General features: G+C 74.0%; 25 protein-coding genes. 14 read left to right on the plus strand and 11 right to left on the minus strand.

What is annotated here, in order from left to right:
- Window positions 1-64 precede the first annotated feature (64 nt).
- From TCUR_RS14650 to TCUR_RS14670, 5 genes are all read left to right on the plus strand, one after another.
- The gene (locus TCUR_RS14650; RefSeq protein ID WP_012853297.1) at window positions 65-1,507 is read left to right on the plus strand and encodes an AllF/FdrA family protein; all 1,443 of its coding nucleotides are present in this window, start codon (window positions 65-67) and stop codon (window positions 1,505-1,507) included.
- Window positions 1,504-2,790, plus strand: a complete 1,287-nt coding sequence (locus TCUR_RS14655; RefSeq protein WP_012853298.1) for a YlbE family protein — start codon at window positions 1,504-1,506, stop codon at window positions 2,788-2,790. The genes TCUR_RS14650 and TCUR_RS14655 overlap by 4 nt, the downstream gene beginning before the upstream one ends.
- An 88-nt stretch (window positions 2,791-2,878) precedes the next feature.
- A complete protein-coding gene (locus tag TCUR_RS14660) occupies window positions 2,879-3,790 on the plus strand; it encodes an aldose 1-epimerase family protein (protein ID WP_012853299.1) in 912 nt (303 codons plus the stop codon).
- Window positions 3,787-5,004 carry a DUF6986 family protein gene (locus TCUR_RS14665; protein ID WP_012853300.1) on the plus strand — a complete coding sequence of 406 codons (1,218 nt, stop codon included), beginning with the start codon at window positions 3,787-3,789 and terminating at the stop codon, window positions 5,002-5,004. The genes TCUR_RS14660 and TCUR_RS14665 overlap by 4 nt, the downstream gene beginning before the upstream one ends.
- Before the next feature lie 37 nt (window positions 5,005-5,041).
- Window positions 5,042-5,560, plus strand: a complete 519-nt coding sequence (locus TCUR_RS14670; protein WP_012853301.1) for an XdhC family protein — start codon at window positions 5,042-5,044, stop codon at window positions 5,558-5,560.
- 24 nt (window positions 5,561-5,584) lie between these two features.
- Here the strand turns inward: TCUR_RS14670 and TCUR_RS14675 are convergent, their stop codons facing one another.
- Genes TCUR_RS14675 through TCUR_RS14695 form a run of 5 tightly spaced genes read right to left on the minus strand, consistent with a single transcriptional unit; the run spans window position 5,585 to window position 9,913 of the window.
- Window positions 5,585-6,076, minus strand: a complete 492-nt coding sequence (locus tag TCUR_RS14675; RefSeq protein WP_012853302.1) for a nitroreductase family deazaflavin-dependent oxidoreductase — start codon at window positions 6,074-6,076, stop codon at window positions 5,585-5,587.
- A 55-nt stretch (window positions 6,077-6,131) separates the two neighbouring features.
- On the minus strand, window positions 6,132-6,695 hold the full coding sequence (locus tag TCUR_RS14680) for a nucleotidyltransferase family protein (RefSeq protein ID WP_041439787.1): 564 nt from the start codon (window positions 6,693-6,695) through the stop codon (window positions 6,132-6,134).
- 20 nt (window positions 6,696-6,715) lie between these two features.
- Complete coding sequence (locus tag TCUR_RS14685) at window positions 6,716-7,873, minus strand: XdhC family protein (RefSeq protein ID WP_012853304.1); 1,158 nt, start codon at window positions 7,871-7,873, stop codon at window positions 6,716-6,718.
- A complete protein-coding gene (locus tag TCUR_RS14690) occupies window positions 7,854-8,993 on the minus strand; it encodes a vWA domain-containing protein (RefSeq protein WP_012853305.1) in 1,140 nt (379 codons plus the stop codon). Before TCUR_RS14690 ends, TCUR_RS14685 begins: the two co-directional genes overlap by 20 nt.
- A 5-nt stretch (window positions 8,994-8,998) precedes the next feature.
- Entirely contained in the window at window positions 8,999-9,913 is a 915-nt protein-coding gene (locus TCUR_RS14695; protein ID WP_012853306.1) for an AAA family ATPase, read from the minus strand.
- Between the two features lie 106 nt (window positions 9,914-10,019).
- Here TCUR_RS14695 and TCUR_RS14700 point away from each other — a divergent pair, with 106 nt between their 5' ends.
- The 7 genes from TCUR_RS14700 (at window position 10,020) to TCUR_RS14730 (ending at window position 18,190) form a co-directional block, all read left to right on the plus strand.
- A complete protein-coding gene (locus TCUR_RS14700; RefSeq protein WP_012853307.1) occupies window positions 10,020-11,267 on the plus strand; it encodes a sulfite oxidase in 1,248 nt (415 codons plus the stop codon).
- A gap of 66 nt (window positions 11,268-11,333) precedes the next feature.
- Window positions 11,334-12,731, plus strand: a complete 1,398-nt coding sequence (locus tag TCUR_RS14705) for a selenium-binding family protein (RefSeq protein WP_012853308.1) — start codon at window positions 11,334-11,336, stop codon at window positions 12,729-12,731.
- Entirely contained in the window at window positions 12,728-13,360 is a 633-nt protein-coding gene (locus tag TCUR_RS14710) for a hypothetical protein (RefSeq protein ID WP_012853309.1), read from the plus strand. Before TCUR_RS14705 ends, TCUR_RS14710 begins: the two co-directional genes overlap by 4 nt.
- Before the next feature lie 217 nt (window positions 13,361-13,577).
- Window positions 13,578-15,656, plus strand: coding sequence for an AAA family ATPase (locus TCUR_RS14715; RefSeq protein ID WP_012853310.1), 2,079 nt, complete (start codon window positions 13,578-13,580; stop codon window positions 15,654-15,656).
- Between the two features lie 63 nt (window positions 15,657-15,719).
- Window positions 15,720-16,277 carry a hypothetical protein gene (locus TCUR_RS14720; RefSeq protein WP_012853311.1) on the plus strand — a complete coding sequence of 186 codons (558 nt, stop codon included), beginning with the start codon at window positions 15,720-15,722 and terminating at the stop codon, window positions 16,275-16,277.
- A 156-nt stretch (window positions 16,278-16,433) separates the two neighbouring features.
- On the plus strand, window positions 16,434-16,973 hold the full coding sequence (locus TCUR_RS14725; protein ID WP_012853312.1) for a copper chaperone PCu(A)C: 540 nt from the start codon (window positions 16,434-16,436) through the stop codon (window positions 16,971-16,973).
- 5 nt (window positions 16,974-16,978) lie between these two features.
- Complete coding sequence (locus TCUR_RS14730) at window positions 16,979-18,190, plus strand: Dyp-type peroxidase (RefSeq protein WP_012853313.1); 1,212 nt, start codon at window positions 16,979-16,981, stop codon at window positions 18,188-18,190.
- A gap of 50 nt (window positions 18,191-18,240) precedes the next feature.
- On the opposite strand, the gene TCUR_RS14735 is transcribed toward TCUR_RS14730, so the two are convergent.
- Window positions 18,241-19,566, minus strand: a complete 1,326-nt coding sequence (locus TCUR_RS14735; RefSeq protein ID WP_169313031.1) for an amidase — start codon at window positions 19,564-19,566, stop codon at window positions 18,241-18,243.
- Between the two features lie 278 nt (window positions 19,567-19,844).
- Here TCUR_RS14735 and TCUR_RS14740 point away from each other — a divergent pair, with 278 nt between their 5' ends.
- Both TCUR_RS14740 and TCUR_RS14745 read left to right on the plus strand, forming a co-directional pair.
- Window positions 19,845-20,762, plus strand: coding sequence for a D-alanyl-D-alanine carboxypeptidase family protein (locus TCUR_RS14740; protein WP_012853315.1), 918 nt, complete (start codon window positions 19,845-19,847; stop codon window positions 20,760-20,762).
- Window positions 20,763-20,765: 3 nt separating this feature from the next.
- Window positions 20,766-21,128, plus strand: a complete 363-nt coding sequence (locus TCUR_RS14745) for a hypothetical protein (RefSeq protein ID WP_012853316.1) — start codon at window positions 20,766-20,768, stop codon at window positions 21,126-21,128.
- On the opposite strand, the gene TCUR_RS14750 is transcribed toward TCUR_RS14745, so the two are convergent.
- From TCUR_RS14750 to TCUR_RS14770, 5 genes are all read right to left on the minus strand, one after another.
- Window positions 21,125-21,691, minus strand: a complete 567-nt coding sequence (locus tag TCUR_RS14750) for a Uma2 family endonuclease (protein ID WP_012853317.1) — start codon at window positions 21,689-21,691, stop codon at window positions 21,125-21,127. The two genes, TCUR_RS14745 and TCUR_RS14750, sit on opposite strands and share 4 nt — an antisense overlap.
- Before the next feature lie 112 nt (window positions 21,692-21,803).
- Window positions 21,804-22,259, minus strand: a complete 456-nt coding sequence (locus TCUR_RS14755) for a PH domain-containing protein (RefSeq protein ID WP_012853318.1) — start codon at window positions 22,257-22,259, stop codon at window positions 21,804-21,806.
- A gap of 59 nt (window positions 22,260-22,318) precedes the next feature.
- On the minus strand, window positions 22,319-23,194 hold the full coding sequence (gene hisG, locus TCUR_RS14760; RefSeq protein ID WP_012853319.1) for an ATP phosphoribosyltransferase: 876 nt from the start codon (window positions 23,192-23,194) through the stop codon (window positions 22,319-22,321).
- A 51-nt stretch (window positions 23,195-23,245) separates the two neighbouring features.
- Window positions 23,246-23,758, minus strand: a complete 513-nt coding sequence (ribH, locus tag TCUR_RS14765; RefSeq protein ID WP_012853320.1) for a 6,7-dimethyl-8-ribityllumazine synthase — start codon at window positions 23,756-23,758, stop codon at window positions 23,246-23,248.
- Between the two features lie 39 nt (window positions 23,759-23,797).
- Entirely contained in the window at window positions 23,798-25,054 is a 1,257-nt protein-coding gene (locus tag TCUR_RS14770; RefSeq protein ID WP_012853321.1) for a bifunctional 3,4-dihydroxy-2-butanone-4-phosphate synthase/GTP cyclohydrolase II, read from the minus strand.
- Window positions 25,055-25,154: the final 100 nt, after the last annotated feature.

The following is a 25,154-nucleotide window of genomic DNA, read 5'->3' on the forward strand; positions in this document are numbered from 1 at the left end:
CCGTGCGGCCCAGATCGTGGCCGGGTGCGCGGCGAGGTGCGCCGGAGGGAGGCGGGCCGACCGCATGAACTCCTGGGTCGAGGTTCAGTCCGGAAGGTATCGCGACTCGGTGACCCTGCTGCGGGTGAGCCGGGAGCTGGCCGGGCGTGAGGGGATCACGGCGGCGATGGTCGCGATGGCCACCGAGCCGAACCTCGACCTGCTTCGGCGGCGGGGTTTCGCCGTCCCCGAGGGGGCCGGGCCCGACGACCTGGTGGTGGCGATCCGGGGCGCCGATGAGGCGTCGGTGCGGGAGGCGCGGCGGGTTCTGGAAGGGCTGCTGGCCGACGACCCGGCGCCGGCCGCACGGCACGCGCCGCAGGACGACCCGCCCCGCACCACCGGGGCGGCCGCCCGGCTGCTGGCGGAGCCGGCCGGCGGGCTGGCGCTGGTGTCGGTGCCCGGCCGGTACGCCTTCATCGAGGCGATGGACGCGCTGAACGCCGGGCTGAACGTGATGGTGTGCAGCGGCGACGTCCCGCTGCACCAGGAGGTGGCGCTCAAGGAGGCCGCCGGGCGGCGGGGCCTGATCGTGATGGGGCCCGGCTGCGGCACGGCGGTGATCGGCGGGGCGGGGCTGGGGTTCGCCAACGCGGTGCGGCCCGGCCCGGTGAGCATCGTGGCCGCCTCCGGCACCGGCGCCCAGCAGGTGATGTGCCTGCTGGACGCCGCCGGGGTGGGGGTGCGCCACGTGCTGGGGGTCGGCGGCCGCGACCTGTCGGCCGAGGTCAGCGGGCGCTCCACGCTGGCGGCGCTGGCGGCGCTGGATGAGGACCCGGCCACCGAGCTGATCGCCGTGGTGGCGGGGCCGCCGGCGCCCCGGGTGGCCGATCTGGTCCACTCGGCGGCCCGCCGGCTGGACACCCCGGTGCACTTCGCCATGCTCGCCGAGGACTCGCCGGACCTGACCGCCGCCACCGAGCGGCTGCTGAGCGCCCTCGGCCGGAGGGTGCCGCGCTGGCCGTGCTGGCCCGCCGCCCGCCCCGCCGGGCCGGTGGCGCCGGGCGCGCTGCGCGGGCTGTTCACCGGCGGTGCGCTGCGTGCGGAGGCGGCGCTGATCGCCCGCCGGATGCTGGGGCCCGACCTGGCCTGCGGCGGGCACCGGCTGATCGACCTGGGCGCCGACGCCTGCGCCCGGGGCCGCGCCCACCCCATGATCGACCCGGCGCCGCGGCTGGAGCACCTGGCCGCCGCGGCCGCCGATCCGTCCTGCCGGGTGGTGCTGCTGGATGTGCTGCTGGGCCAGGGGGCCGACCCGGATCCGGCCGCGCTGCTGGCCCCGGCGATCGAGGCCGCCCTGGCCGGCCGCGACGACCTGCGGGTGGTGGTGTCGCTGTGCGGGACGCCGGCCGACCCGCAGGGCCTCGGCCGGCAGGCGGCGGCGCTGCAGCGGGCCGGGGCCGATGTGTTCGCCTCCAACGCCGCCGCGGCCCGCCATGCGGCCGCCCTGGCCGGGGGCGGGCGGTGAGCAGGCTGGGCGGGCTGCTGGGCCGGGAGCCGGTGGTGGTGGCGGTCGGGGCCCCGGCGCCGGCCGAGGCGCTGGAGCAGCGGGCCGTCGCGGTGCTGCGGGTGCGGTGGCGTCCCCCGCCCGCGGCGGCGGTGGAGGCGCTGAACGCGGTGCTCGGCGACCCCCGGCACGCCCAGGCCGACGCCACCGCGGCAGAGCGCCTGCTGGCGGCCCGGCCGCACCTGGTGGACGTGCGGCCCGCCGGGCAGGCGCTGGGGCTGGAGCCGGATGTGCTGCTGCACGCCGGCCCGCCGCTGGAGTGGGAGCGGGCCGCCGGGCCGATGCGGGGCGCGCTGATCGGCGCCGTGCTGCTGGAGGGCCTGGCCTCCTCCCCGGAGGAGGCCGAGCGGGCGCTGGCCTGCGGGGCGGTGCGCCTGGAGCCCTGCCACCGGCGTGCCGCGGTGGCGCCGATGGCGGGCGTGATCAGCGCCTCGATGTGGGTGCTCGTGGTCGAGGACGCCGCCGAGCGCCCGCCGCGCCGGGCCTGCTGCCCGCTCCTCGAGGGCCCGGGCGAGGCGCTGCGGCACGGGGCGTACGGCCCGCAGGTGATCGGGCGGCTGCGGTGGATGGGCGCGGTGCTGGGTCCGGTGCTGCGGCGGGCGCTGCGCCGGCACGGCCCGGTGGACCTGGTCGCGCTCGCCGCGCAGGCCCTGCAGATGGGCGATGAGCTGCATGCGCGCACCCGGGCGGCGACCTTGCTGCTGCTGGGAGAGCTGGCCGCCGACATCGCCGCCGCCGGTGCGCCGCCGCCCGATCTGGCCGCGGTGCTGCGTTTTCTCAGCGGCAACGACCATTTCTTTCTCGGTGCGGCGATGGCGGCGGCCAAGGTGAGCGCGGACGCGGCGCGCGGTGTGCCCGGCTCCGGCGCGGTGGTGGCCATGGCCTGCAACGGCACCGATTTCGGCGTCCAGCTCTCCGGTACCGGCGACCGCTGGTTCACCGGCCCGGCGGGGCCGCGGGAGGCCGCGTCCGGCATCGGCGACTCGGCGATCATGGAGACGGTCGGGCTGGGCGCCTTCGCACCGGCCGCCCGGCGGATGCGGCAGATCACGTTGGCCGAGCATCCGGTCTTCCGGGTGCCGCCGTCGCCGGCGGGCACCGCGACGGGCATCGACGTGACCCGGGTGGTGCGCACCGGGATCCTGCCGGTGATCGGCACCGCCCGGCCCGGCGCCGCCCCGTTCGAGCCGCCGCCGCAGGTGTTCGCCGACGCGCTGCGGGCGCTGGCCCGGCAGGTCCGCTGACCGGTGGGAACGTCCCCCTCCCCGGGGCGGGCCGGCGGTGTGCCGGGGCCTGTGGCCGGCGCCCGCGACCCGGGGTAGGAATGTGATCATGAGTGAACCGATCACCGGGCGGCAGCATGAGATCTCGGCCGGGCCCTACCGGGCGGTGATCACCGAGTGCGGGGCGGGATTGCGGGAGCTGACCTTCGAGGGGGCGCCGCTGATCCTGTCGCACGACGCCGACGAACCCGCCCCGGCCGCCCTGGGCCAGCTGCTGGTCCCCTGGCCCAACCGGATCGACCGCGGCCGCTACGCCTACGGCGGGCGGACCCACCAGCTCGACATCAGCGAACCGGAGCTCGACTGCGCCATCCACGGGCTGGTGCGCTGGGCGGCGTGGCGGGCCGAGGAGCACGAGCCGCACCGGGTGCGCCTGGCCCACCGGCTGCTGGCCTCCGCCGGCTACCCGTTCCGGCTGGATCTGGCCGTCGAGTACGCGCTGGACGCCGCGGGCGGCCTCACCGTCCGGCTGACGGCGCGCAACACCGGCTCCCGCACGGCCCCTTACGCGCACGGCGCCCACCCCTATCTCACCGTGGGCGTGCCGATCGACGAGTGCGAGGTGGTCATCCCCGGCGACCGGTACCTGCCGGTCGACGAGCGGATGATTCCCACCGGTCCCGCCCGGGACGTCGCCGGCACCCCCTATGACCGCCGCGAGCCGTCCGTGCTGGGTTCGCAGCGGATCGACAACGCCTACACCGGGCTGCGCCGGGATGGGACGGGCCGGGCATGGGTGCGCCTGCGGGGCGGGGGACGCGCGGTGTCGTGCTGGCTGGATGAGACTCAGCCCTGGCTGGAGATCTACACCGCCGACCGGCTTCCCGGGCCGCTGCGCCGCCTGGGGCTGGGGGTGGAGCCGATGACCGGGCCGCCGAACGCGTTCGCCAGCGGAATCGACCTGATCGAGTTGCAACCCGGCCACACGGTCACCGGATCTTGGGGGATCATAGCCGGGTGAACTTGAGCGTTTCCTCGACCGACGACCTATCTGCGCGGATCGCGGCGGTCACCGCCGAGCACGCCCGGCACTTCCCCGGCCCGCCCGCCGGGCGGCAGCCGGTGCACACCGTCTACATCCCGGCCGACCGGTTCACCCGGACGATCCCCGCCGACTTCGGCGCCGAGGCGCTGCGCCTGTTCAACAACCACACCCCGGACGCCGAGTCGTTCGGCGCGGCCTTCGGGATCGATGCGGAGCTGGCGGGCACGGTGCGCGAACGGGTGGCCGCCAAGCTGGCCGGCGAGCCCATCGAGGATCTGCGCATCGACTTCGAAGACGGCTACGGGGTGCGCCCCGACGCCGAAGAGGACGGGCACATCGCCCAGGTCGTCGCGGCGGTGGCCGCCGCCTACCAGGTCAAGGGGCTGCCGCACTTTTGGGGCCTGCGGATCAAGTCCTTCACCGGGGGCGCCCACGAGCGGGCCATGCGCACCCTGGACGGCTTTTTGACCCAGCTGCGCGACCAGCTGGGCCGGCTGCCCGGCGGCTTTGTGATCACCTTCCCCAAGGTGGTGTCGGCCGAGCAGGTGGCGATCTTCGCCGACTACCTGGACCGGCTGGAGGACGCGCTGGGGCTGCCGGCCGGGATACTGCGCTTTGAGGTGCAGATCGAGACCACCGAGGCGATCATCGACCAGCGGGGCATGATCGGGATCCGGGCCATCGCCCAGGCCGGACGCGGCCGCATCACCGCCGCGCACTTCGGCGTCCACGACTACACCGCCGCCCTCGGGCTGCCCCCCGACCAGCAGCGCATCGAGCATCCGGCCTGCGACTTCGCCCGCACCCTCATGCAGGTGGCGCTGGCCGGCACCGGCATCCGCATCAGCGACGGCTCCTGCAACGCGGTGCCCCGCAACGACGGCCCCGAGGAGGTGGGCCGCACCTGGAAGGCGCACTCGGCGAGCGTGCGGCACTCCCTGCGCAACGGCATCTACCAGGGCTGGGACCTGCACCCGGCGCACCTGCCCAGCCGGTACGCCGCCGTGTACGCCTTCCACCTGACCGGGGTGGACGAGGCGATCGCGCGGGTGCGGGCCTGGCACGAGCAGGTGGCGGGCAAGAACGGCGTGCTGGAGGAGCCGGCCACCGTCAAGGCGCTCACCGAGCGGCTGCGCCGCGCCGTCGACTGCGGCGCCCTGGACGCGAGCGCGCTGCCCGCCGCTCCGTAGGCTGTGCGGGCCGGGCGGCCGGTGCGACACTGGGCCCATGACCCATGTCCACAACGACCCGGCCTGCGCGGTGGCGCACGGCGAGGTGGTGCCCGACACCGCCGACCGCACGCTGGTGGCGGTGTTCGCCACGCCGGTGGCGGAGTTCCTGCTGCGGTACGGGGCGGATCTGGGCTTTCGCACGCTGCTGCTGGAGCCGGACGCCTCCCGCGCCTCCGGGTGGGACGGCCCGAAGGTGATCACCGGGCCGACCGCCGACATCGACGAGCGGGCCGACATCGTGGTCACCGACCACCACCGCCCCGAGCTGGGGCCGGTGCTGCGCGACCTGCTGGCCGTCCCGTCCCGGTGGATCGGGGTGATGGGCGGCGCGCGCCATCCCGCCCCGCACGTGGCGGAGCTGCGGCGGCTGGGGGTGGCCGAAGGCGACATCGCCCGCGTGCACCGGCCGATCGGGCTGAACATCGGGTCGCGCACGCCCGCCGAGATCGCCGTGGCGACCCTGGCGGGGCTGCTGGCCGACCGCAACGGCCGTCCGGGCGGCTTTGCGTTCTAGCGGCCTTGCGTTCTCAAGGCCGGTTCAGGCCGGCTCGCAGATCACCACGGGGATGACGCGGTCGCCCGCCCAGCGCTGGTAGTTGTCGAAGTCGGCGTAGATCTTCAGCAGCCGGGGCCACAGCTGGGCGCGTTCGGCCTCGTCGGCGGTGCGGGCGCGCATGCGCCGCTTCTTGCGGCCGATCTGGACGACCACCTCGGGGTTGGCCCGGAGGTTGAGGTACCACTGCGGGTGGCCGGGCAGGCCGCCTTGTGAGGCGACGACCACGATGCGCTCGCCGTCGCGCATGTACAGCAGCGGCATGGTCCGCGGCAGCCCGCTCTTGCGCCCGATGGTGGTGAACAGGCACACCGGGACGCCGCGCAGCCAGGCCGAGCCGACGTGGAAGCGCCGCCCGATCAGGCCGCCGGTCGCCCGGTAGACCGCCACGTGCGTCTTGCCCATCACCTTCATGAACTTGGGCATCCAGGGCGAGTCGTAGGCCCTGGGGCGCGGCTTGATCTTGGGCGCGGACATGCGACCTCCGACCGATCTTTGTACGTAAGGACTTCCTTATACTGACACACGGGTCTCAGCCCAGCGCGTCCAGGTCGCCGGGAGTGTCGATGTCCTCCGGGGAGGCCACATCGTCACAGGGCACCCCGGTCACCAGCGCCGGGTTGGCGCGCAGGAACGCCCGGGCCCCGGCGTCCCCGACCGCGGCCTCGGCCGCCTCGGCGAAGTACCGGGCGGAGATCAGCACCGGGTTGCGCGGCTCGCCCCCGTAGGTCGCCACCGCGACCTGGGCGCCCGCCTCATGGGCCCGGATCAGCCGCCGCACCGCCTCCGGCGTCACGCGGGGCTGGTCGACCAGCGCGATCACCACGGCGGGGCAGCCCGGCGGCAGCGCGGCCAGCCCGGTGCGCAGCGAGGAGCCCATCCCGGTGCGCCAGTGGGGGTTGGGCACCACCACCGCCCCGGCCACCTCCAGCGACACCGCGCCGATCACCACCAGCACCGGGGAGCAGCCCCCGCCGCGCAGCGTCCGCACGCCCCGGTCGACCAGCCGCTCGCCGTCCAGCTCCACCAGCGCCTTGGGGCGCCCGAGCCGGCTGCCCGCCCCCGCGGCCAGCAGCAGCCCCGCCGGGGCCCGCATCGCCGCCGGGACGGGAAGTCTCACTGTCGCTCCCGGGGATCCGTGCGGGCGAGCGGCTCGCCGTGGATGCGGCCGGTGGTCTCGGTGAGGGGACGGCCGGAGCCGCCCCAGCGGAGCTGGATCAGCTCGGCGGCGATGGACACGGCCGTCTCCTCGGGGGTGCGGGCGCCCAGGTCCAGGCCGATCGGCGAGCGCAGCCGGGCCAGTTCGGCCTCGGTCAGGCCGGCCCGGCGCAGCCGGGCCATCCGGTCGCGGTGGGTGCGGCGCGAGCCCATCGCCCCGATGTACCCGGCCGGGGTGCGCAGCGCCACCTCCAGCAGCGGCACATCGAACTTGGGGTCGTGGGTGAGCACGCAGATGGCGGTCCGCTCGTCCACGCCGCCCGCGGCGGCGCGCTCGCCGAGGAACTTGTGCGGCCATTTGACCACCACCTCGTCGGCCTCGGGGAAGCGCTTGGCGGTGGCGAACACCGGGCGGGCGTCGCAGACGGTGACGCGGTAGCCGAGGAACTTGCCGATCCGGGCGACGGCGGCGGCGAAGTCGATCGCGCCGAACACCAGCAGGTGGGGCGGCGGGGCGAAGGAGTGGACGAAGACGGCCAGCGCATCGCCCCGCCGCTCCCCCCGCGGCCCGTAGCGCCGCACCCCGGTCAGGCCCTGGGCGAGCATGCCGCGGGCGTCGTCGTCCACCGCCGCATCCAGCCGGGCGGCGTGCGGCAGGCCCGGGGCCAGGGAGCCGAAGGCGCGGTCGGGCCGGATGACGCGGCGGGCGCCGAGCACGCCGGGCCCGTCCACCACCGTGGCCACCGCCACCGGCTCGCCCGCCGCGACCGCCGCGGCCACCTCGCCGAGCTGTGGGAAGGTGTCCACATCGACCGGCTCCACCCAGATGTCGATGACGCCGCCGCAGGTCAGCCCCACCTCGAAGGCGGCCTCGTCACTGACCCCGAAGCGGCGCAGCACCGGGCGGCCGGTGCCGATCACCTCGCGGGCCAGCTCGTAGACCGCGCCCTCCACGCAGCCGCCCGAGACGCTGCCGACCGCCTCGCCGGCCGCCGAGACCGCCATCGCCGCGCCCGGCGGCCGCGGCGCGCTGCGGAAGGTGTCCACCACCGTGGCCAGCCCGAAGGTCTCCCCGGCCGCGTGCCAGCGGGCGATCTCAGCGAGGACGTCGCGCATGCCGGTCCCCCTTCCGCGCGGTTTTGCGAACGATCCGGGCCAGCTCCTCCAGCGCGGCCAGGCTGTGCCCGGCCACGAAGTGGTCCACATGGGGCAGCGCCGCGCGCATCCCGGCGGTCAGCGGCCGGTATCCGGGCCGTCCCTTGTGCGGGTTGGCCCACACCACCCGGTGCGCCAGCCGCCGCAGCCGCGCCATCTGCGCGCCCAGCAGAGTGGCGTCGCCCCGCTCCCAGCCGTCGGAGGCGATCACCACGATCGCGCCCCGGGCCGGGCCGCGCTGCCCGAAGCGGTCGCAGAACTCCTTCAGCTCCTCCCCCAGGCGGGTGCCGCCGCGCCAGTCGGGGATGGCCTGCGAGACCGCCGCCATGGCCGCGTCCGGGTCGGGGTGCCGCAACTGGCGGGTCAGGCGGGTCAGCCGGGTGCCGACGCTGAAGACCTCGGTGGTGCGGCCGCCGGTCCGCACGGCGGCGTGCGCGAAACGCAGCAGCGCGTCCGCATAGGGGGCCATGGACCCGCTGACGTCCACCAGCAGCACCACCCGGCGCGGCCGGGTGCGGTGGGCGCGATACCGCAGCGCGGGAATCTCCCCGCCGTGCCGCAGCACGTCCCGGACGGTGCGGCGGGGGTCCGGCCGACCGGAGGCGGCGGGGGCGAAGCGGCGCGAGCGGCGCTGCTCGGGCGCGGCCTCCAGCACGGCGATCAATCGGTTGAGCTGAGCGCGTTCGGCGGCGTCGAGCCGGGCCACGTCGCGGTGGCGCAGCACCTCGATCTCGCTGGCGACGGAGGCGCGCAGGTCGGCCCGGCCCGGCTCCTCCCCCTCCCCGCGGCCGGGTGCGACCGGGACGGCCGCCGGGCGGGGGATCGCCACCGGCGGCGTGCGGCGGACGGGCCGGGCGGTGCGCCCGGAGAAGTAGGCGGCGAAACAGCGGTCATAGCGCGGCAGGTCGGCCGGGTCCGAGCACAAGGTCAGCCGGCCCGCCCAGTAGACGTCGCCGGGGTCGAGCGCATCGAGGTGGTCCAGGGCGCGCAGCATGGCGTGCACCCGTCCCGGGTCGGCGGCCACCCCGGCCGCCCGCAGGGCGCGGGCGAAGCCGACGAGCGTCTCGGTGGCGCCGGGCATGGGCCTCAGCCTCCGCTCAGCAGGGCCTCCAGGCCGGAGGCGGTCACCTTCTCTTGGTCTTCGCGGTATTTCAGGACGGCGCCGAGCGTGACGGCGGCGGCCTTAGGGTCCAGCTCGCGCACCCCCAAGGCGGCCAGGGCCCGGGTCCAGTCCAGGCTCTCGGCCACGCCCGGCGGTTTGAGCAGGTCGGCCTCGCGCAGCCGCTGGGCGGCCCGGGCGACCTGCCCGGCCAGGCGGCGGGCGACCTGGGGCAGCCGCCGGCAGATGATGGCCACCTCCCGCTCGTAGGAGGGGTGCTCCAGCCAGTGGTAGAGGCAGCGGCGTTTGAGCGCGTCGTGCACCTCGCGGGTGCGGTTGGAGGTCAGCACCACCACCGGCGGTTCGGCGGCGCGGACGGTGCCCAGTTCGGGAATGGAAATGGCGAAGTCCGACAGCACTTCCAGCAGGAAGGCCTCGAACTCGTCGTCGGCGCGGTCGATTTCGTCCACCAGCAGCACGCCGGGGCCCTGCCCGGCAGGGACCTGCAGGGCCCGCAGCAGCGGCCGGGCCACCAAAAAGCGCCGGTCGTACAGTTCGGCCTCCAGGCGCGCCGGGTCGGTCACGCCGGCGGCCTCGGCGGCGCGCAGGTGCAGCAGCTGGCGGGGGAAGTCCCAGTCGTAGAGGGCCTGGGCGGCGTCCAGGCCCTCATAGCACTGCAGCCGGATCAGCGGCGTGTCCAGCGCCTCCGCCAGTGCCTGGGCCAGGGCGGTCTTGCCGACTCCGGGCTCACCTTCCAAAAACAGCGGGCGGCGCATGCGCAGCGCCAAGAACGCGGCGGTGGCCACCGCCTCGTCGGCCAGGTAGCCGTGTTCTTCCAGCAACGCGGCCAATTCCCGGGGCGAGCCGATTTCGGGCGCCCGGGCCGCCGCATCGTCCACCACGCCGTTCAGGCTACTTAGCGAAGACCCGCTACGGAATGGGTGACAATTTCCTAGTTTTTATACCTAATCGATTGACAATCTGTGAAACCCGGGTCACCATCGCGCCATGAGCGACGACCTCACCGACGAGGCCACCTACGAACGCGTCCGCCTGCGGCAGTGGCTGCAGCTGTCCCCCCTCACCCGGCGGCGGCTGCTGGGCGCCTCGGCCGGGGCCGGCCTGGCGATGGCGGCCCTGCCCGCCCTGCCGGCCCGCGCCGAAGGACCCATCGTCAAACCGCTGCCGCCCGAGCTGTTCATCGACCACGGCACCAACGCCGAGATGCGCTGGGAGGCGATGCGCGGCCAGGGCCACCTGACCCCCGCGGACCGCTTCTTCGTCCGCAACCACACCGCCACCCCGCGCATCGACCCGCGCACCTGGCGGCTGAAGGTGTGGGGCAGCGGCCTGCGCGGCCGTCCCACCTTGGAGAACGCGGTGGAGTTCAGCTACGCGGACCTGAAGGCGATGCCGTCGAAGACGGTGACCGCGGTCATCGAATGCACCGGCAACGGCCGCAGCCTGTTCACCACCCAGCAGGGCCAGCCGGTCTCCGGCACCCCCTGGAAGCTGGGCGCCGCCGGCGCCGCGCGCTGGCGGGGCGTGCCCCTGGCGGAAGTGCTGCGGCGCGCCGGCATCACCCCCCACGCCGTGGACGTGATGCCGCGCGGCCTGGACGCCGACTACATCGACAAAGGCGAGAACAAAGGCCGGGTACGGCGCCCGCTGCCGGTGGCCAAGGCGCTCAAGGACGTGCTGCTGGCCTACGAGATGAACGGCCGCCCCCTGCCGCCCGACCACGGCTTCCCGGTCCGGGTCGTGGTGCCCTCCTGGGTGGGGATCGCCTCCATCAAATGGGTCGGCGACATCGAGGTCTCCGACCAGCCGCTGTTCTCGCCGTGGAACACCGTCTACTACCGATTGTTCGGCGACTCCTACCCGCCCGAGGGCAGCGCCCCGCTGACCCGGCTGAGCCTCAAGAGCGTCTTCGAACTGCCCTGGGACGGGCAGGTCCCCGTCCGCGACGCCAAAGTGCTGCACGGCCGCTCCTGGTCGGGCAACGGCCGCATCCGCAAGGTCGAAGTCAGCGTGGACGGCGGCGCCACCTGGCACAAGGCCCAGCTGCACGGCCCCCACGCCCCCGAAAGCTGGGTGCAGTGGCGCTACCAGTGGCGCAACCCGCGTCCCGGCTCCTATGAGCTGCTGGCCCGCGCCACCGACGAGACCGGCGCCACCCAGCCCGCCGTCACCCCGCACAACACCCTCGGATACCTCTTCGACGCGGTCGCCCGGCACCCCGTCACATTGGTCTGACCCTTCCCTCATTGACGGGGAGTAGTCGCGATGTGACGATCCCAGGAGACAACGGAGGTTCTTCCCATGGCACTGTGGAAGCCGGACCCGACCTTCTACGCCTCTCCCCGCGACGCGGTGAAGGCCCCGCCCGAGAAACTCGCCTACGTCGCCGCCTTCGACCGTTCCGCCGCCCGGCCGGACGCCATCGCCGTGCTGGACACCGATCCGGACTCCGCCTCCTACGGCCGGGTCGTCGGCTGGACCGAGATGCCCTACACCGGTGACGAGCTGCACCACTTCGGCTGGAACGCCTGCTCCAGCGCGCTGTGCCCCTACGCCCCGCACCCCCATATCGAACGCCGCTACCTGATCGTCCCGGGGCTGCGCTCCTCGCGGATCTACGTGCTGGACACCAAGGAGCAGCCCACCAGCCCCCGCATCGTCAAGGTCCTGGAACCCGATGAGCTGGCCAAGCGCGCCGGCTACTCCCGCCCCCACACCGTGCACTGCGGCCCGGAAGGGCTGTACCTGACCGCCCTGGGCGGCGCCGACGGTGAGGACGGGCCGGGCGGCATCGCCCTGCTGGACCACACCTCCTTTGAAGTGCTGGGCCGCTGGGAAGTGGACCGGGGCCCCCAGTACCTGGCCTACGACGCCTGGTGGCACATCGCCCAGGACGTGCTGGTCACCTCCGAGTGGGGCACCCCGTCGATGATCGAGGACGGCGTGGTCGGCGAGCTGCTGCTGGGCCGCAAGTACGGGCACCGCCTGCACTTTTGGGACCTGCGCAAACGCCGCCACGTGCAGGCGGTGGACCTGGGCGATGAGCACCAGATGCCGCTGGAGCTGCGCCCCGCCCACGACCCCACCAAGCAGTACGGCTTCGTCGGCGTGGCCGTCAGCGTCGAGGACCTGTCGGCGTCGGTGTGGCTGTGGCACCGCGACGGGAAGTCCTGGGCCGCCACCAAGGTCATCACCATTCCCGCCGAACCGGCCGACCCCGCGGAGCTGCCGCCGGTCATCCAGCCGTTCGGGGCCGTCCCGCCGCTGGTCACCGACATCGACCTGTCGGTGGACGACAAGTGGCTGTATGTGTCGTGCTGGGGCACCGGCGAGCTGAAGCGCTACGACGTGTCCGACCCGTTCCACCCGGTGGAGGCCGGATCGGTGCGCATCGGCGGCATCGTCCGCCGCACCCCGCACCCGGCCGCGCCCGACCTGCCGCTGGCCGGCGGGCCGCAGATGGTGGAGGTCAGCCGGGACGGCAAGCGGGTGTATGTGACCAACTCGCTGTACGGGGCCTGGGACGACCAGTTCTACCCCGACGGGGTCGGCGCCTGGATGGCCAAGCTGGACTCCGGTGAGGAGTTCGCCTTCGATGAGCGGTTCTTCCCGCACGGCGACGACTTCCGGGGGCTGCGCCCGCACCAGACCCGGCTGCAGGGCGGGGACGCCTCCTCCGACTCCTACTGCTACCCGTGACCGAGGGGTCGCTGGCGGCGCTGCTGGCCCTCGGCGCCTTCCACGGCCTCAACCCCGCCATGGGCTGGCTGTTCGCGGTCGCCCGCGGGCTGCAGGAGCGCTCCCGCGCCCGGGTGCTGGAGTCGCTGCCGGCCATCGCCGCCGGGCACGCCGCCTCCGTGGGGGCCGTCGCGGTGCTGGTGTCGCTGACCCAGTCGGTGGTGGCCTCCCGGACCGTGGCGATCTGCGGCGGGCTGGTGCTGGTCGGCTTCGGGCTGTGGCACCTGCTGGCCCGGCGGCACTTCCGCTGGGTGGGCATGCGGGTGTCGCTGTGGCAGCTGGCGGGCTGGTCGTTTCTGATGTCGTCGGTGCACGGGGCGGGGCTGATGCTGCTGCCGGTGATCACCGCCTCGGCCCCGGCGGCCGGCCACGACCACGGCCTGGGCCACGCCCACGGCAGCGCGCTGATGGCGGGGGTCTTCGTGACCGGCGCGCACACCCTGGCCATGTTCGCGGTGGCCGGGGTGATCGCGGTGCTGGTCTATGAGGTCGTCGGGCTGGCCGTGCTGCGCCACGCCTGGTTCAACCTGGACCGGATCTGGGCGCTGGCCCTGGTCGGCGCCGGGGCCGTCGCCGTCATCACCGCCTGACGGCCGCGCCTTTCCGGCTCCTGCCGTCCGTCCCCTGCGCGCCGGGACGTGCCGGCAGGGCATGGGCATGCCCGGGGCGGGAGGCCGGGCCCGCCCCGGGCATGTCCACATCCGGCCGGTGCCCGCATCGACGCAGGAGCCGACCGGAAGACTGCCCTTTGCGCGCATTCCGCCCGTCCGGCCCGCCGGTTAGCGTGTGGGGCCGGGAGGAGACGGTATGGCGGGTGAGCGGAGCGGGCCTGCGACCCTCGCCGACAGGTTGCGGCAAGCCCGGCGGCGGCGGTTCGTCGGGCGGGCCGAAGAGCTGGAGCTGCTGCGTTCTGCGCTGGCCTGCGACGAGCCCCCCTTCGGAGTGCTGTTCGTGCACGGCCCGGGAGGAGTCGGCAAGTCGACCCTGCTGACGATGCTCGCCGAGGTCGCCGAGGAGGCCGGGGCCCGCCCGGTGCGCCTGGACGCCCGGACGCTGGAGCCGACCCCGCCGGCCTTCCTGGCCGCGGTGCGCGCGCTCGGCGGCGACCGGGAGCGCGAGGGGGCGCGCACCGTGCTCATGGTGGACACCTGTGAGCTGCTGGCGCCGCTGGAGGAGTGGCTGCGCGAGGAGTTCCTGCCCTCCCTGCCGGCCACCACGCTGGTGGTGCTGGCCGGCCGGCACCCGCCCTCCCCGCACTGGCGGGCCGACCCGGGCTGGCGGGAGCTGCTGCGCGTGGTGGCGCTGCGCAACCTGCCGCCGCGCGACGGGCAGGCGCTGCTGAGCGCCGCCGGGGTGCCGCGGCGGCTGCACCGGCGGGTGCTGGCCGCCACCCACGGGCATCCGCTGGCGCTGTCGCTGGTGGCCGACGTCATCGCCCAGCACCTCGCGCGGCGGCGCGAGACGGCCGAGCCGCCGCTGCCGCTGGGCGACCCGCACGTGGTGCGGGTGCTGCTGGAGAACTTCATCGACACCGTGCCCAGCCGGCTGCACCGGCGGGCCCTGGAGGTGTGCGCGCACGCCCGCTTCACCACCGAGGAGCTGCTGCGCGCCGTGCTGGAGGACGGCGATGCGCACGAGCTGTTCGAGTGGCTGTGCGGACTGTCGTTCATCGAGACCGGCGTGCACGGCCTGTTCCCCCACGACGTGGCGCGCGATGTGCTCGACACCGAGCTGCGCTGGCGGGACCCGGCCTCCTACCACGACCTGCACCGCCGCATCCGCGGCCACATCGTGGCGCAGGTGCAGCGCTCCACCGGCCTGGAACAGCAGCGCAGGACGGCCGACTTCGTCTTCCTGCACCGGGCGAACCCGGTGGTGAGCAGGTTCTGGGACTGGGAGACCTTCGGGCTGGCCCACGCCGATGAGCTGCGTCCCAAGGACCGCGACCCGCTGCTGGCCATGACCGAGCTGCACCAGGGGCCCGAGCAGGCCGAGCTGCTGGCGTTCTGGATGGACCGGCCGGCGGCCCGCATCCTGCCCATCCGCACCGCCGGTGAGGAGGAGCCGATCGGATACGCGGGCATGCTGGCGCTGCACGAGGCCGGTGAGCCCGACATCGCCGCCGACCCCGGCGCCCGGGCGGTCTGGCAGTACGCCCTGCGCAACGGCGCGCCGCGCCCCGGCGAGCAGGTCTGGGTGGCGCGGTTCTTCATGGACCGCGAGCACTACCAGCGGCCCTCCCCCTCACAGAACGTCGTCACCACCCGCCACATCCAGCACCTGCTCTCCTCCAAGGCGCTGGCCTGGGACTTCATCGCCGGTTACGAGGACGCCGACTTCTGGGAGCCGCTGCTGCGGCACATCGACTACCACCGCGTCCACGAGGCCTCCTATGAGGTCGGCGGGCGGCGCTACGGGGTCTTCGCCCACGACTTCCGGCGCCTGGGGGTGGAGGAGTGGCTGGACCTGATGAGCGACCGGGAGATCGGCGCCGAGGCCGCCCCGCCCACCGGGCCCGCCCCGGAACTGGTGCTCTCGCGCCCCGACTTCGCCGAGGCGGTCCGGGCCGCGCTGCGCGACCTGCACCGCGACGACAGGCTGGCCGGCAGCCCGCTGCTGCGCTCGCGGGTGGTCCGCGAGCGGGGCGAGCCCGTCCCCGACACCCTGCGCGCCCTGTTGTGCGAGGCCGCGCAGGCGCTGGGCGCCGACGTCCGCGACGACCGCCCCTACCGCGCGATCGACCGGACCTACCTGCGGCCCGCCGCCACCCAGGAGCGGGCCGCCGAGATCCTCGGCCTGCCGTTCAGCACCTACCGGCGGCATCTGGCGCGCGGCGTGGAACGGATCGTCGACTGGCTGTGGACCCGCGAACTCCAGGGCCCGTGAAGCGGCCCCATGGGGCGGGGCCTTCTGGGGGGTGACCGGGGTGCGTGCGAGGATGGTCCCGTCATGACGGCCCCTTTGCTGTTCCGGGTTCTGCGGGCGGCCGCGTTCGCCGCGGTCTGCACCGGGCTGGGCGTCATGGCGCACCTGATGAGCGCGACGGCGCCGTCGACCGCGAGCATCCTGGCGGGGCTGGCGCTGTCGCTGGCGGCGGCCCTTCCCGTCCTCGGCCGGGAACGCTCGGTGAACGTGCTGCTGCCGCTGCTGGGCGGGCTGCAGGTCGTGCTGCACCTGCTGTTCGCCCTGTCCGCCCCGGCGGTCCCGGCCGCCGCGGCCGCCGCGCATCCGGCAGAGCACGCGCACGGGCTGCTGCCCGCCGACGCGGTCATGGTGGTGCTGCACGGCTGCGCGGTGGCGCTGACCGCGCTGTGGCTGGCGTGGGGCGAGGCGCTGCTGTGGTCGGCGCTGCGCCGGCTGGCCCTGCGCTTTGTGCGGATCATCCTCGCCTGGGCGCTGCCGGAGCCGGCGCCGTCCCCGGTGCCGGCCTTCGCCGCGCCGTGCCCGCCGCTGCAGGCCGCGCTGCGGCACGCCGTCAGCCGCCGCGGCCCGCCCGCCGTGCTCTGATCACCGCTTTCACCTCGGCCCGGGTCGAAAGGGCCTGACATCCCGCGCGATGGCGCGGGCGACCGAACCGAAGCGATGTCCCGGCGTGCGGCATGCGCTCCTTCTCCTGCCGGACGGCCTGCGCATGCCCCCGGGCGGATCCGAAGAAGAGCACTCATGAACATGCGACGTCTCTCCCTGCTGGCCGCCGCCGCACTGCTGACCGCCGCGCCGCTGAGCGCCTGCGGCTCCGACACCGAAGGCCCCGCCGCCCCCGCGCACTCCCCGGCCGCGGCCACCCCCCGCGCCGCGCTGTCGGTCACCGACCCGTGGGTCAAGGCCGCCAAGTCCGGCATGACCGCCGTGTTCGGCACCCTGGTCAACCACACCGACAAGCCGGTGACGGTGGCCTCCGGCTCCTCCCCCGCCGCCGGCGCGGTCGAGTTCCACGAGGTCGTCGCCGACTCCAGCGGCGCCACCAAGATGCAGCCCAAGCAGGGCGGCTTCACCGTGCCCGCAAGCGGCTCGCACCGCCTGGCCCCCGGCGGCGACCACATCATGCTGATGGACCTCAAGCAGCCGGTGGAGCCGGGCGCCGAGATCTCCCTGACGCTGACGCTGAGCGACGGCTCCACCGTCGCCTTCACCGCGGTCGCCAAGGAGTTCACCGGCGCCAAGGAGACCTACGACCCCTCCGAGCACCACGAACACGGGTGATTCCGATGGCCCCATCGCAACGGCCGCTGAGCCGGCGGGGACTGCTGGCGGGCGGCGCCATCGCCGCGGCGGCGGGCGCGCTGGCGGCCTGCTCCGAGGAGCGGGCCGCCGGTGCCCGCCCCTCCGCCACGCAGACCACCGGCACGGCCACCGAACCCTTCCACGGCCCGCACCAGGCGGGCATCGCCACGCCCCCGCAGGCCCACGCCGTCTTCCTCGGCCTGGACCTGCGCAAAGGCACCGGGCGCAAGGAGCTGGGCCGGCTCATGCGGCTGCTGACCGACGACGCCCGGCGGCTCACCCAGGGCCGCCCGGCGCTGGCCGACCCCGAACCCGACCTGGCGCCCCTGCCGTCCCGGCTGACCTTCACCTTCGGGTTCGGCCCGGGGCTGTTCAAGGCGGCCGGGCTGGAGAAGCAGCGGCCCGAGGGGCTGCGCCCGCTGCCGCCGTTCAAGGTGGACCGGCTGGAGGACCGCTGGAGCGGCGGCGACCTGCTGGTGCAGATCTGCTGCGACGACCCGATCACGCTGGCCCACGCCCTGCGCATGACGGTCAAGGACGCGCGGGCCTTCACCCGCGTGCGCTGGGTGCAGCGCGGGTTCCGGCGCAGTCCCGGCGTCCAGTCCAGCGGCGCCACCCAGCGCAACCTGATGGGGCAGCTGGACGGGACCGTCAACCCCGTGCCCGGCACGGCCGACTTCGACCAGGCCGTGTGGGTGCAGGACGGGCCCGAGTGGCTGCGCGGCGGCACCACGCTGGTGCTGCGGCGCATCCGCATGGAGCTGGAGAAGTGGGACGAGGCCGACCCGGCCGGCAAGGAGTTCGCCGTCGGCCGCCGGCTGACCAGCGGGGCGCCGCTGACCGGCCGGCACGAACACGACGAGCCGGACTTCGATGCGGTGGACTCAGCGGGCTTCCCGGTGATCGCCGAGAACGCCCACATCCGGCTGGCCCACGTCGACTCCCCGCGGCTGCGGATGCTGCGCCGCCCCTACAACTACGACGAGGGCCTGACCGCCGACGGCCGCTCGGACGCCGGATTGCTGTTCGCCGCCTACCAGGCCGACATCGACCGGCAGTTCATCCCCGTCCAGCGCCGTCTCGACGAGGGCGGCGACCTGCTCAATCTGTGGACCACCCCGATCGGCTCGGCCGTCTTCGCCATCCCGCCGGGCTGTGACGAAAACGGCTGGATCGGCCAGGGTCTGCTGGGCTGACCGCCGTGCCGGGCGGGCGCCTTGGGCGGTGCCCGCCCGGCACGGGGCGGTCAGGCGGCCCGCCCGCCGAGCAGGGCGGCCGCCGCCAGGACCGTCCCGTCCCGGCCCGGCGCGCCCGACAGCTGCAGCCCGATGGGCATGCCGTCGCGGTCCCGGCCCGCGGGGACCGCCACCGCGGGCAGCCCGGCGATGCTCTGCGGCAGCGTCCAGGGGATGACCGCCTGGACGAACGGCCGGGGTCCGCCGGCGGTGACGGCGGTGGCGGCGCGGGAGGGGTGCGGCGGCCCGGGGCAGACCACGCCGAGCAGCAGCGTGCCGGGGTCCAGCCGGGCCAGCAGCCCGTCCCGGTAGCGGGCGACGGTGCGCCGGGCGTCCCGGTAGAGGGCGTCGGTGACGCCGTGACCGGCCCTCAGCATCTCCTGGACGGGCTCGGTGCACAGCTCCACCGAGGAGCCCGGCTCGTCCGCGTAAAGCCGGGCGCCCTCATGCAGCAACATCATCATGTAGCCGTCGATGACGTCCTCCGGCGGCGCGAAGTCCTCGGTGAGCACCCGCCAGCCGAGCGCGGTGAAACGATCCGCGGCCGCGGTGAGGGCCTCGGCGTAGTCCGGGTGGAGCCCGTCGCGGGGGGCGACGACGACGGTGCCGGGGGGCTGGGCGTCCTGAGGGGATGCGGGCCACCCGCCGAGGGCCTCATAGGCCGCCTGCAGGTCCCGCGGCGTCCCGGCGAGCGGGCCCACATGGTCGAACGACCGCGACAGCAGCCGGACCCCGCGGTCGCTGACGGCGCCGCGGGTGGGTTTGAACCCCCACACCCCGCACAGGGCGGCGGGCATCCGGATCGAGCCGGCGGTGTCGGTGCCCAGGGCCAGGCAGACGGTTCCGGTGGCGACGGCCACCGCCGACCCGGAACTGGAGCCGCCGGGGTCGCGGGCCGGATCCCAGGGGTTGGCCACGGGGGCCGGTGAGGCGGCGTCCCGTCCGCTCAGGCTCCAGCCGAACTCGGGGCTGCGGGTCACGCCCACCACGATCGCCCCGGCCGCGCGCAGGCGCCGCACGGCCTCGGCGTCGGCGGTGGCGATCCGGCCGGCGAACGCCCGGCTGCCGTAGCCGATCTCGGCGCCCGCCACGTCGATCAGTTCCTTGACCGCGACGGGCACGCCGAACAGCGGCCCCATCGGCTCGTGGCCCATGCGCCGGTCCAGCCGCGCCGCCTCGGCCCGCGCCGTCTCATCGAGCACCGCGGTGTAGGCCCCGAGCGACCCGGACGCCTCGATGCGCCGCAGGCACTCTTCGACGATCTGTGACGGCGTGGCCTTTCCGCCGCGGTAGAGCGCATGCAGTTCCGCAACGCTCCAGCCGTTCCAGGTGTCCATGGCCGCCACCATGTCCGGCCCTGACCGCCGCTTCAAGAAGCCCTGCCACGGGTGCCGCCCCGGCGGGCCCCGCCGTCTTTTGAACGCCGACCGGGGACGGCCCGATGCCCGGCCATGGCCGCCGCCCCACCGCCCCCATCTGACCGGCCGGAACGGGCCGCCGTGGGAGAGCAGAAACGCTCCGGTGCCCGCCCGAAATCGCGATCCGGTTGCGGTGAGGCCGCCGAACTGAGAATCTTCCGGCGTTCCATGCATTCGGGGTGGAAGCAAGGCGAGTCATGCGGTTCATGCGAACCAACCGGATCATCGTGCCCCTGGTGGGGGCGACGCTGCTGATCTCGGTGCCGGCCGCTCCGGCCGCCGCCGCAGGGGCCGGGCCGTCGGGGGTGAAGGCCAGGTCGGCGCTGCTGTACGAGCCCGCCAAGCGCAAGATCCGCTGGCATCGGGCCGGCGGCACCAAGCGGCCGATCGGCAGCATCACCAAGGCCATGACCGCCGTCGTGGTGCTGCGGTCCGGCAAGCTGGACCGCAAGATCACCATCAAGCAGAAGCACATCAACTACGCCGTCCGGCACGGCGGCAGCATGGCCCACCTGCGGCCGGGCGACAAACTGACCGCCCGGCAGCTGCTGCGCGCCCTGCTGCTGCCCTCCGGCTGCGACGCCGCCTACGTGCTGGCCGACGCCTACGGGCCGGGCTGGCGGAACTTCGTCAAGAAGATGAACGCCACCGCCCGCGCCCTCAACATGAAGAAGACCCACTACGCCAACTTCGACGGCCTGCCCTGGCCCACCCCCACCGCGGGCTACTCCACGGCGCTGGACCAGACCAAGCTGGCCAACTACGCCTTCAAGAAGCTCCCGGAGTTCCGCAAGATCGTGCGCACCCGCACCTACCGGCTCAAGGCGGGCGGCGGTCACCGCGCCTACACCTGGCACAACACCAACCGGCTGCTGGGCTCCTTCAAGGGCGTCAACGGGGTCAAGACCGGCTACACCAGCGCCGCCGGCTACAGCCTGCTGTTCGCCGCCACCCGCGGCAAGCGCACCCTGATCGGAGCCGTCCTCAACAGCTCCACCACCGACTCCACGGCCCGTTTCACCGACGCCGCCCGTATCCTGAGCTGGGGCTTCGGCACCGCCGCCCCCTCGAGGCTGGTCCTGGCGCCCCTGCCGCCCGGAGCCAACGTCGACTGAGCCATGACACTTCGCGGCACCGTTTTCACCGTGGCCGCCGCCGCCCTGGCGGCGGTGCTGACCGCTTGCGGCGGCTCCTCCGCCCGCGACCGCCACCCCTTCGCCGGCACCTGGCACGGCGCCGGCGGCGCGGGCTCCGGCATCGGCGGCACCACCCTCACCGTCGCCGAGGACGGCAAGGTCGCCTTCACCAGCACCGTCAAGTGCACCGGCACCGCCGCCCCGGCCGGCGGCGTCTACCGCTTCGCCATCGACTGCGGCATCGCGAAGTTCACCGGCACCGCCCCGCCCCCGCCCAAGGGCGCCGACTCCTTCGTGATGACCTGGAGCGAGGGCGACTCCACCGTCTTCCGCGCCGCCTCCTAGGCTCCGCGCCGCCCCACCTGCGTCAGGTCGATGTCGATGGCGTAGGGAACCGACAACACCAGCCGGTCGTGGTGAATGCCGGTCAAGGCATAGCACTTGGTCGCCGGATCCAATTCGTAGACGTAGACCACGGTCCGGCCGGCGTCGTTCTCCACCCGCCAAAAGTGCCGGATGCCCGCCGCGGCGTACTTGCGGGGCTTGGTGTCGCGATCCCGGTCCTCCGAATCCGGGCAGACCGCCTCCACCGCCAAGACGAGGTCCTCGGCGAAGTAATAGGTGGAAGGGTCCGGACGCTCGTAGGCCTCCTGCGTAACGACCAGCACGTCCGGTTCGGGCACCTGCCGCTTGGCCAGTTTGACGGCCATCTCCCGGTCCGCCCGCACCCCTTCGGGGGCCTGCGCGTCCAGCTCACGGACGAGCAGGTTGACGACACGGCTGTGCCACTTTCCTTGCGGGCCTGGGAAGACGAGGCTTCCGTCGATCAGCTCGGCATGCCGGGGCAGGTCCTTCATCGTGAGGAAGCCGTCGGCGGTGAAGCCGCCCGGCGGTGTCACACCGTCCACGAAATCACTTCCCGCCGCAGAGGGGACGCCGATTCCGCCGAGCCCGCAAGGCCGGGCCAAGGCGCACCGGCAGCCTAATCCGTCGTGGCGGCCCAAGGCGCGCCGAAAAGGTTCAGCGGTCGGGGGCCTCGGCCTTGCGGGCGATCAGGGTGCGCAGCTGGGCCAGGTGGCGGGCGGCGCGGGCCTTCTCGGCGCCGTTGATGCCCATGGCGCTCAGGGAGGTGCCGTCGGACAGGTCGAGGGTGGGCCAGGGGTCGCCTTCGTTCATGGTGACCCCCAGCACCTCGGGCCATTCCAGGCGGCGGGTGCGGAAGGCGTTGACGACGGTCAGGCCCTGCTCATCGGCGACGACGCGGCAGCGGGCGAACATGTGCAGCAGCCAGGCCACCACGGCACCGCAGGCGACCAGCAGGAAACGGTCGATGAGCGTGAACTCGGGCGCCACCACGACGGCGAGCACGACCATGCCGAGCATGATCGTGCCCGCCAGCGCGTAGGCCACGATCCGGGTGCGCCGCGGCCGCCACACCACCGGAAGGTCCGGCGGCCGCGTCCCGTCTTCAGCCACGGGCGGGACCTCCACCGCGCGACGCGGAGGCCCGCCGGGCGCCTCCTGGAACGAGCGGGTCAGTCAACGATCTTGGAAATGGGGATCTCGAGGATGTCGCGGGCCCCGGCCGCCTTGAGGGCGGGGATCAGGGTGTTGACGCCCTTCTTGGCGACCACGCTCTCCACCGCGTGCGCCTCGCCGCCGGCCAGCGAGGTCACCGTCGGCGAGGACATGGCGGGCATGATGTCCAGCACGGCCTGCAGGTCGGCGGCCGAGACGTTCAGCTTCAGCAGCACGTTGCCGCGGGCCCGGATGGCGCCCTGCAGCAGCAGCGCGATGTCCTCCATCGCGGCGCGCTTGGCCTCGTCCTCATAGGACTGGCGGTTGGCCACCAGCTCGGTGTAGCTGGTCAGCAGGGTGTCCAGGATGCGCAGGCCGTTCTTGCGGAGCGAGGAGCCGGTCTCGGTCAGGTCCACGATCGCATCCACGATGTCGGGGACCTTGGCCTCGGTGGCGCCGTAGGAGGGCACCACGGTGGCCTTGACGCCGTGCTTTTCCAGGAACCGCTGGGTCAGCGAGGGGAACTCGGTGGAGATCCGCACCCCTTCGGGCAGGTCGGAGACCTTCTGCCAGGGGGCGTCCTTGGGCACCGCCATGACCACCCGCACCGGGTTGGAGGTGGCCTTGGAGTACTGCAGCTGGCCGAGGCTGACCACATCGGAGTCGGTCTCGGTGATCCAGTCGCGGCCGGTGATGCCCAGGTCGAACAGGCCCTGCTCGATGTAGGTGGGGATCTCCTGGGGGCGCAGCACGCGCACCCGGTCGATGCGGGGGTCGTCGATGGAGGCGCGGTAGTCGCGGTCCGAGGAGCGGCGGACGGTCAGGTCCGCCGCGTCGAACAGCTCCATGGTCGCCTTCTCCAGGGACCCCTTGGGCAGGACGAGGGACAGCACAGTCGTTGCCTTTCGCTCTGAAGGTGAAGGGAATGGATGTCCGGGACGCTTTCAGGAGCTCAAATGCTCCGAAAGATGCCCGGCGGGACCGTGGTGCCGCAGACCTCGCAGGGTCAGAGCCGTGTCAAGAGCGGCCACAGTCGCCTCCCATCCCTTGTCCTCGCGGCTGTCCGGCAGCCCGCTGCGATCCAGTGCCTGCTCAATGGTGTCACATGTGAGGACTCCATTGCCCACCGGTGTGGCCTCATCGAGGGCAACCCTCGTCAAACCCGCGGTAACGGAGTCGCAGACGTAGTCGAAATGCGCCGTCTCCCCCCGGATGACCGCGCCCAGGCAGACCACCGCGTCCAGGTCGCGGGCCAGCTGCTGGGCGATCACCGGCAGCTCCAGGGCGCCGGCCACGCGGACCACCACCGGCTCGTCGATGCCGCACTCCTTGGCCGCCAGCACGGCCCGCTCCAGCAGCTGATCGGTGATCTGGGAGTGCCAGCGGGTGCAGGCGATGCCCAAGGTCAGCTCGGCGGCGTTCACGCTGGTCAGCTCGGGGCGTCCGAGGCCGCTCATGTTCGGGTTCCCTTCCTTGCCTGGGTATGGACGGGCAGCTCACGCCAGGCCGTCGATGCGGTGGCCCAGGCGGTCGCGCTTGACGGTCAGGTAGCGCCGGTTGTGCTCGGTGACCACGACGGGCATCGGCACCCGTCCCAGCACCCGCAGCCCGAAGCCCTCCAGCCCGGTGAGCTTGGCGGGGTTGTTGGTCAGCACCCGGATGGAGCGGGCGCCCAGGTCCAGCAGCATCTGCGCGGCGTTGGAGTACTCGCGGGCGTCGGCGGGCAGCCCCAGCTCCAGATTGGCGTCGACGGTGTCGTGGCCCTGGTCCTGCAGGGCGTAGGCCTTGAGCTTGGCCAGCAGCCCGATGCCGCGGCCCTCGTGGCCGCGCAGGTAGAGGATGACGCCGCGGCCCTCGGCGGAGATGGCCTCCATGGCGGCGTCCAGCTGGGCGCCGCAGTCGCAGCGCTCCGAGTGCAGCACGTCCCCGGTCAGGCATTCGGAGTGGGCGCGCACCAGCAGGTTCTCCCCGTCGCCGATGTCGCCGTAGACCAGCGCCACGTGCTCGCCGCCGTCGATGGCGCTGGAGAAGCCGACCGCGCGCCAGATGCCGTACCGGTTGGGCAGGCGGGTCTCCACCTCGCGGCGCACCATGGTCTCGGTGCGCTTGCGGTACTCCACCAGCTGCTCGATGGAGATCAGCTTCAGGCCGTGCTCCTTGGCGAAGACCTGCAGCTCCGGCAGGCGGGCCATGGTGCCGTCGTCGTTGACCACCTCGGCCAGCACGCCGGCGGGGGGCAGCCCGGCCAGCCGGGCCAGGTCCACGGCCGCCTCGGTGTGGCCGCGGCGGACCAGCACCCCGCCCTCGTGGTAGCGCAGCGGGAAGATGTGCCCGGGGCGGACGATGTCCTCCGGCCCGGTGGCCGGGTCGCTCAGCAGGCGGATGGTGTGGGCGCGGTCGGCCGCCGAGATGCCGGTGCTGATGCCTTCGCGGGCGTCCACGCTGACGGTGAAGGCGGTGCGCATCCGGTCGCCGTTCTGCGTCGTCATCAGCGGGATCTGCAGCCGGTCCAGCTCCTGGCCCAGCATCGGCACGCAGATCACCCCGCTGGTGTGGCGGATGGTGAAGGCCAGCAGCTCGGGGGTGGCCTTGGCGGCGGCGAAGATGATGTCGCCTTCGTTTTCGCGGTCCTCGTCGTCGACCACCACGACCGCCTTGCCGGCCGCGATGTCGGCCAGCGCCTCCTCGACGGAGTCGAAGATCCCGCCGCCGGTCTCCTCGCCCGTCACCTCGTCCATCACATCGCCGATCATGCCGCCACCGTCTCCTTGGTTTCAGAACGGACGGGCCGGTCCGCCCGCCGCGCCCGGCGGGTCTGCTCGCCCGCCTGCTTCCTTTGCATCAACACCCCGC

The sequence above is a fragment of the Thermomonospora curvata DSM 43183 genome (assembly GCF_000024385.1).
GTDB lineage: Bacteria > Actinomycetota > Actinomycetes > Streptosporangiales > Streptosporangiaceae > Thermomonospora > Thermomonospora curvata.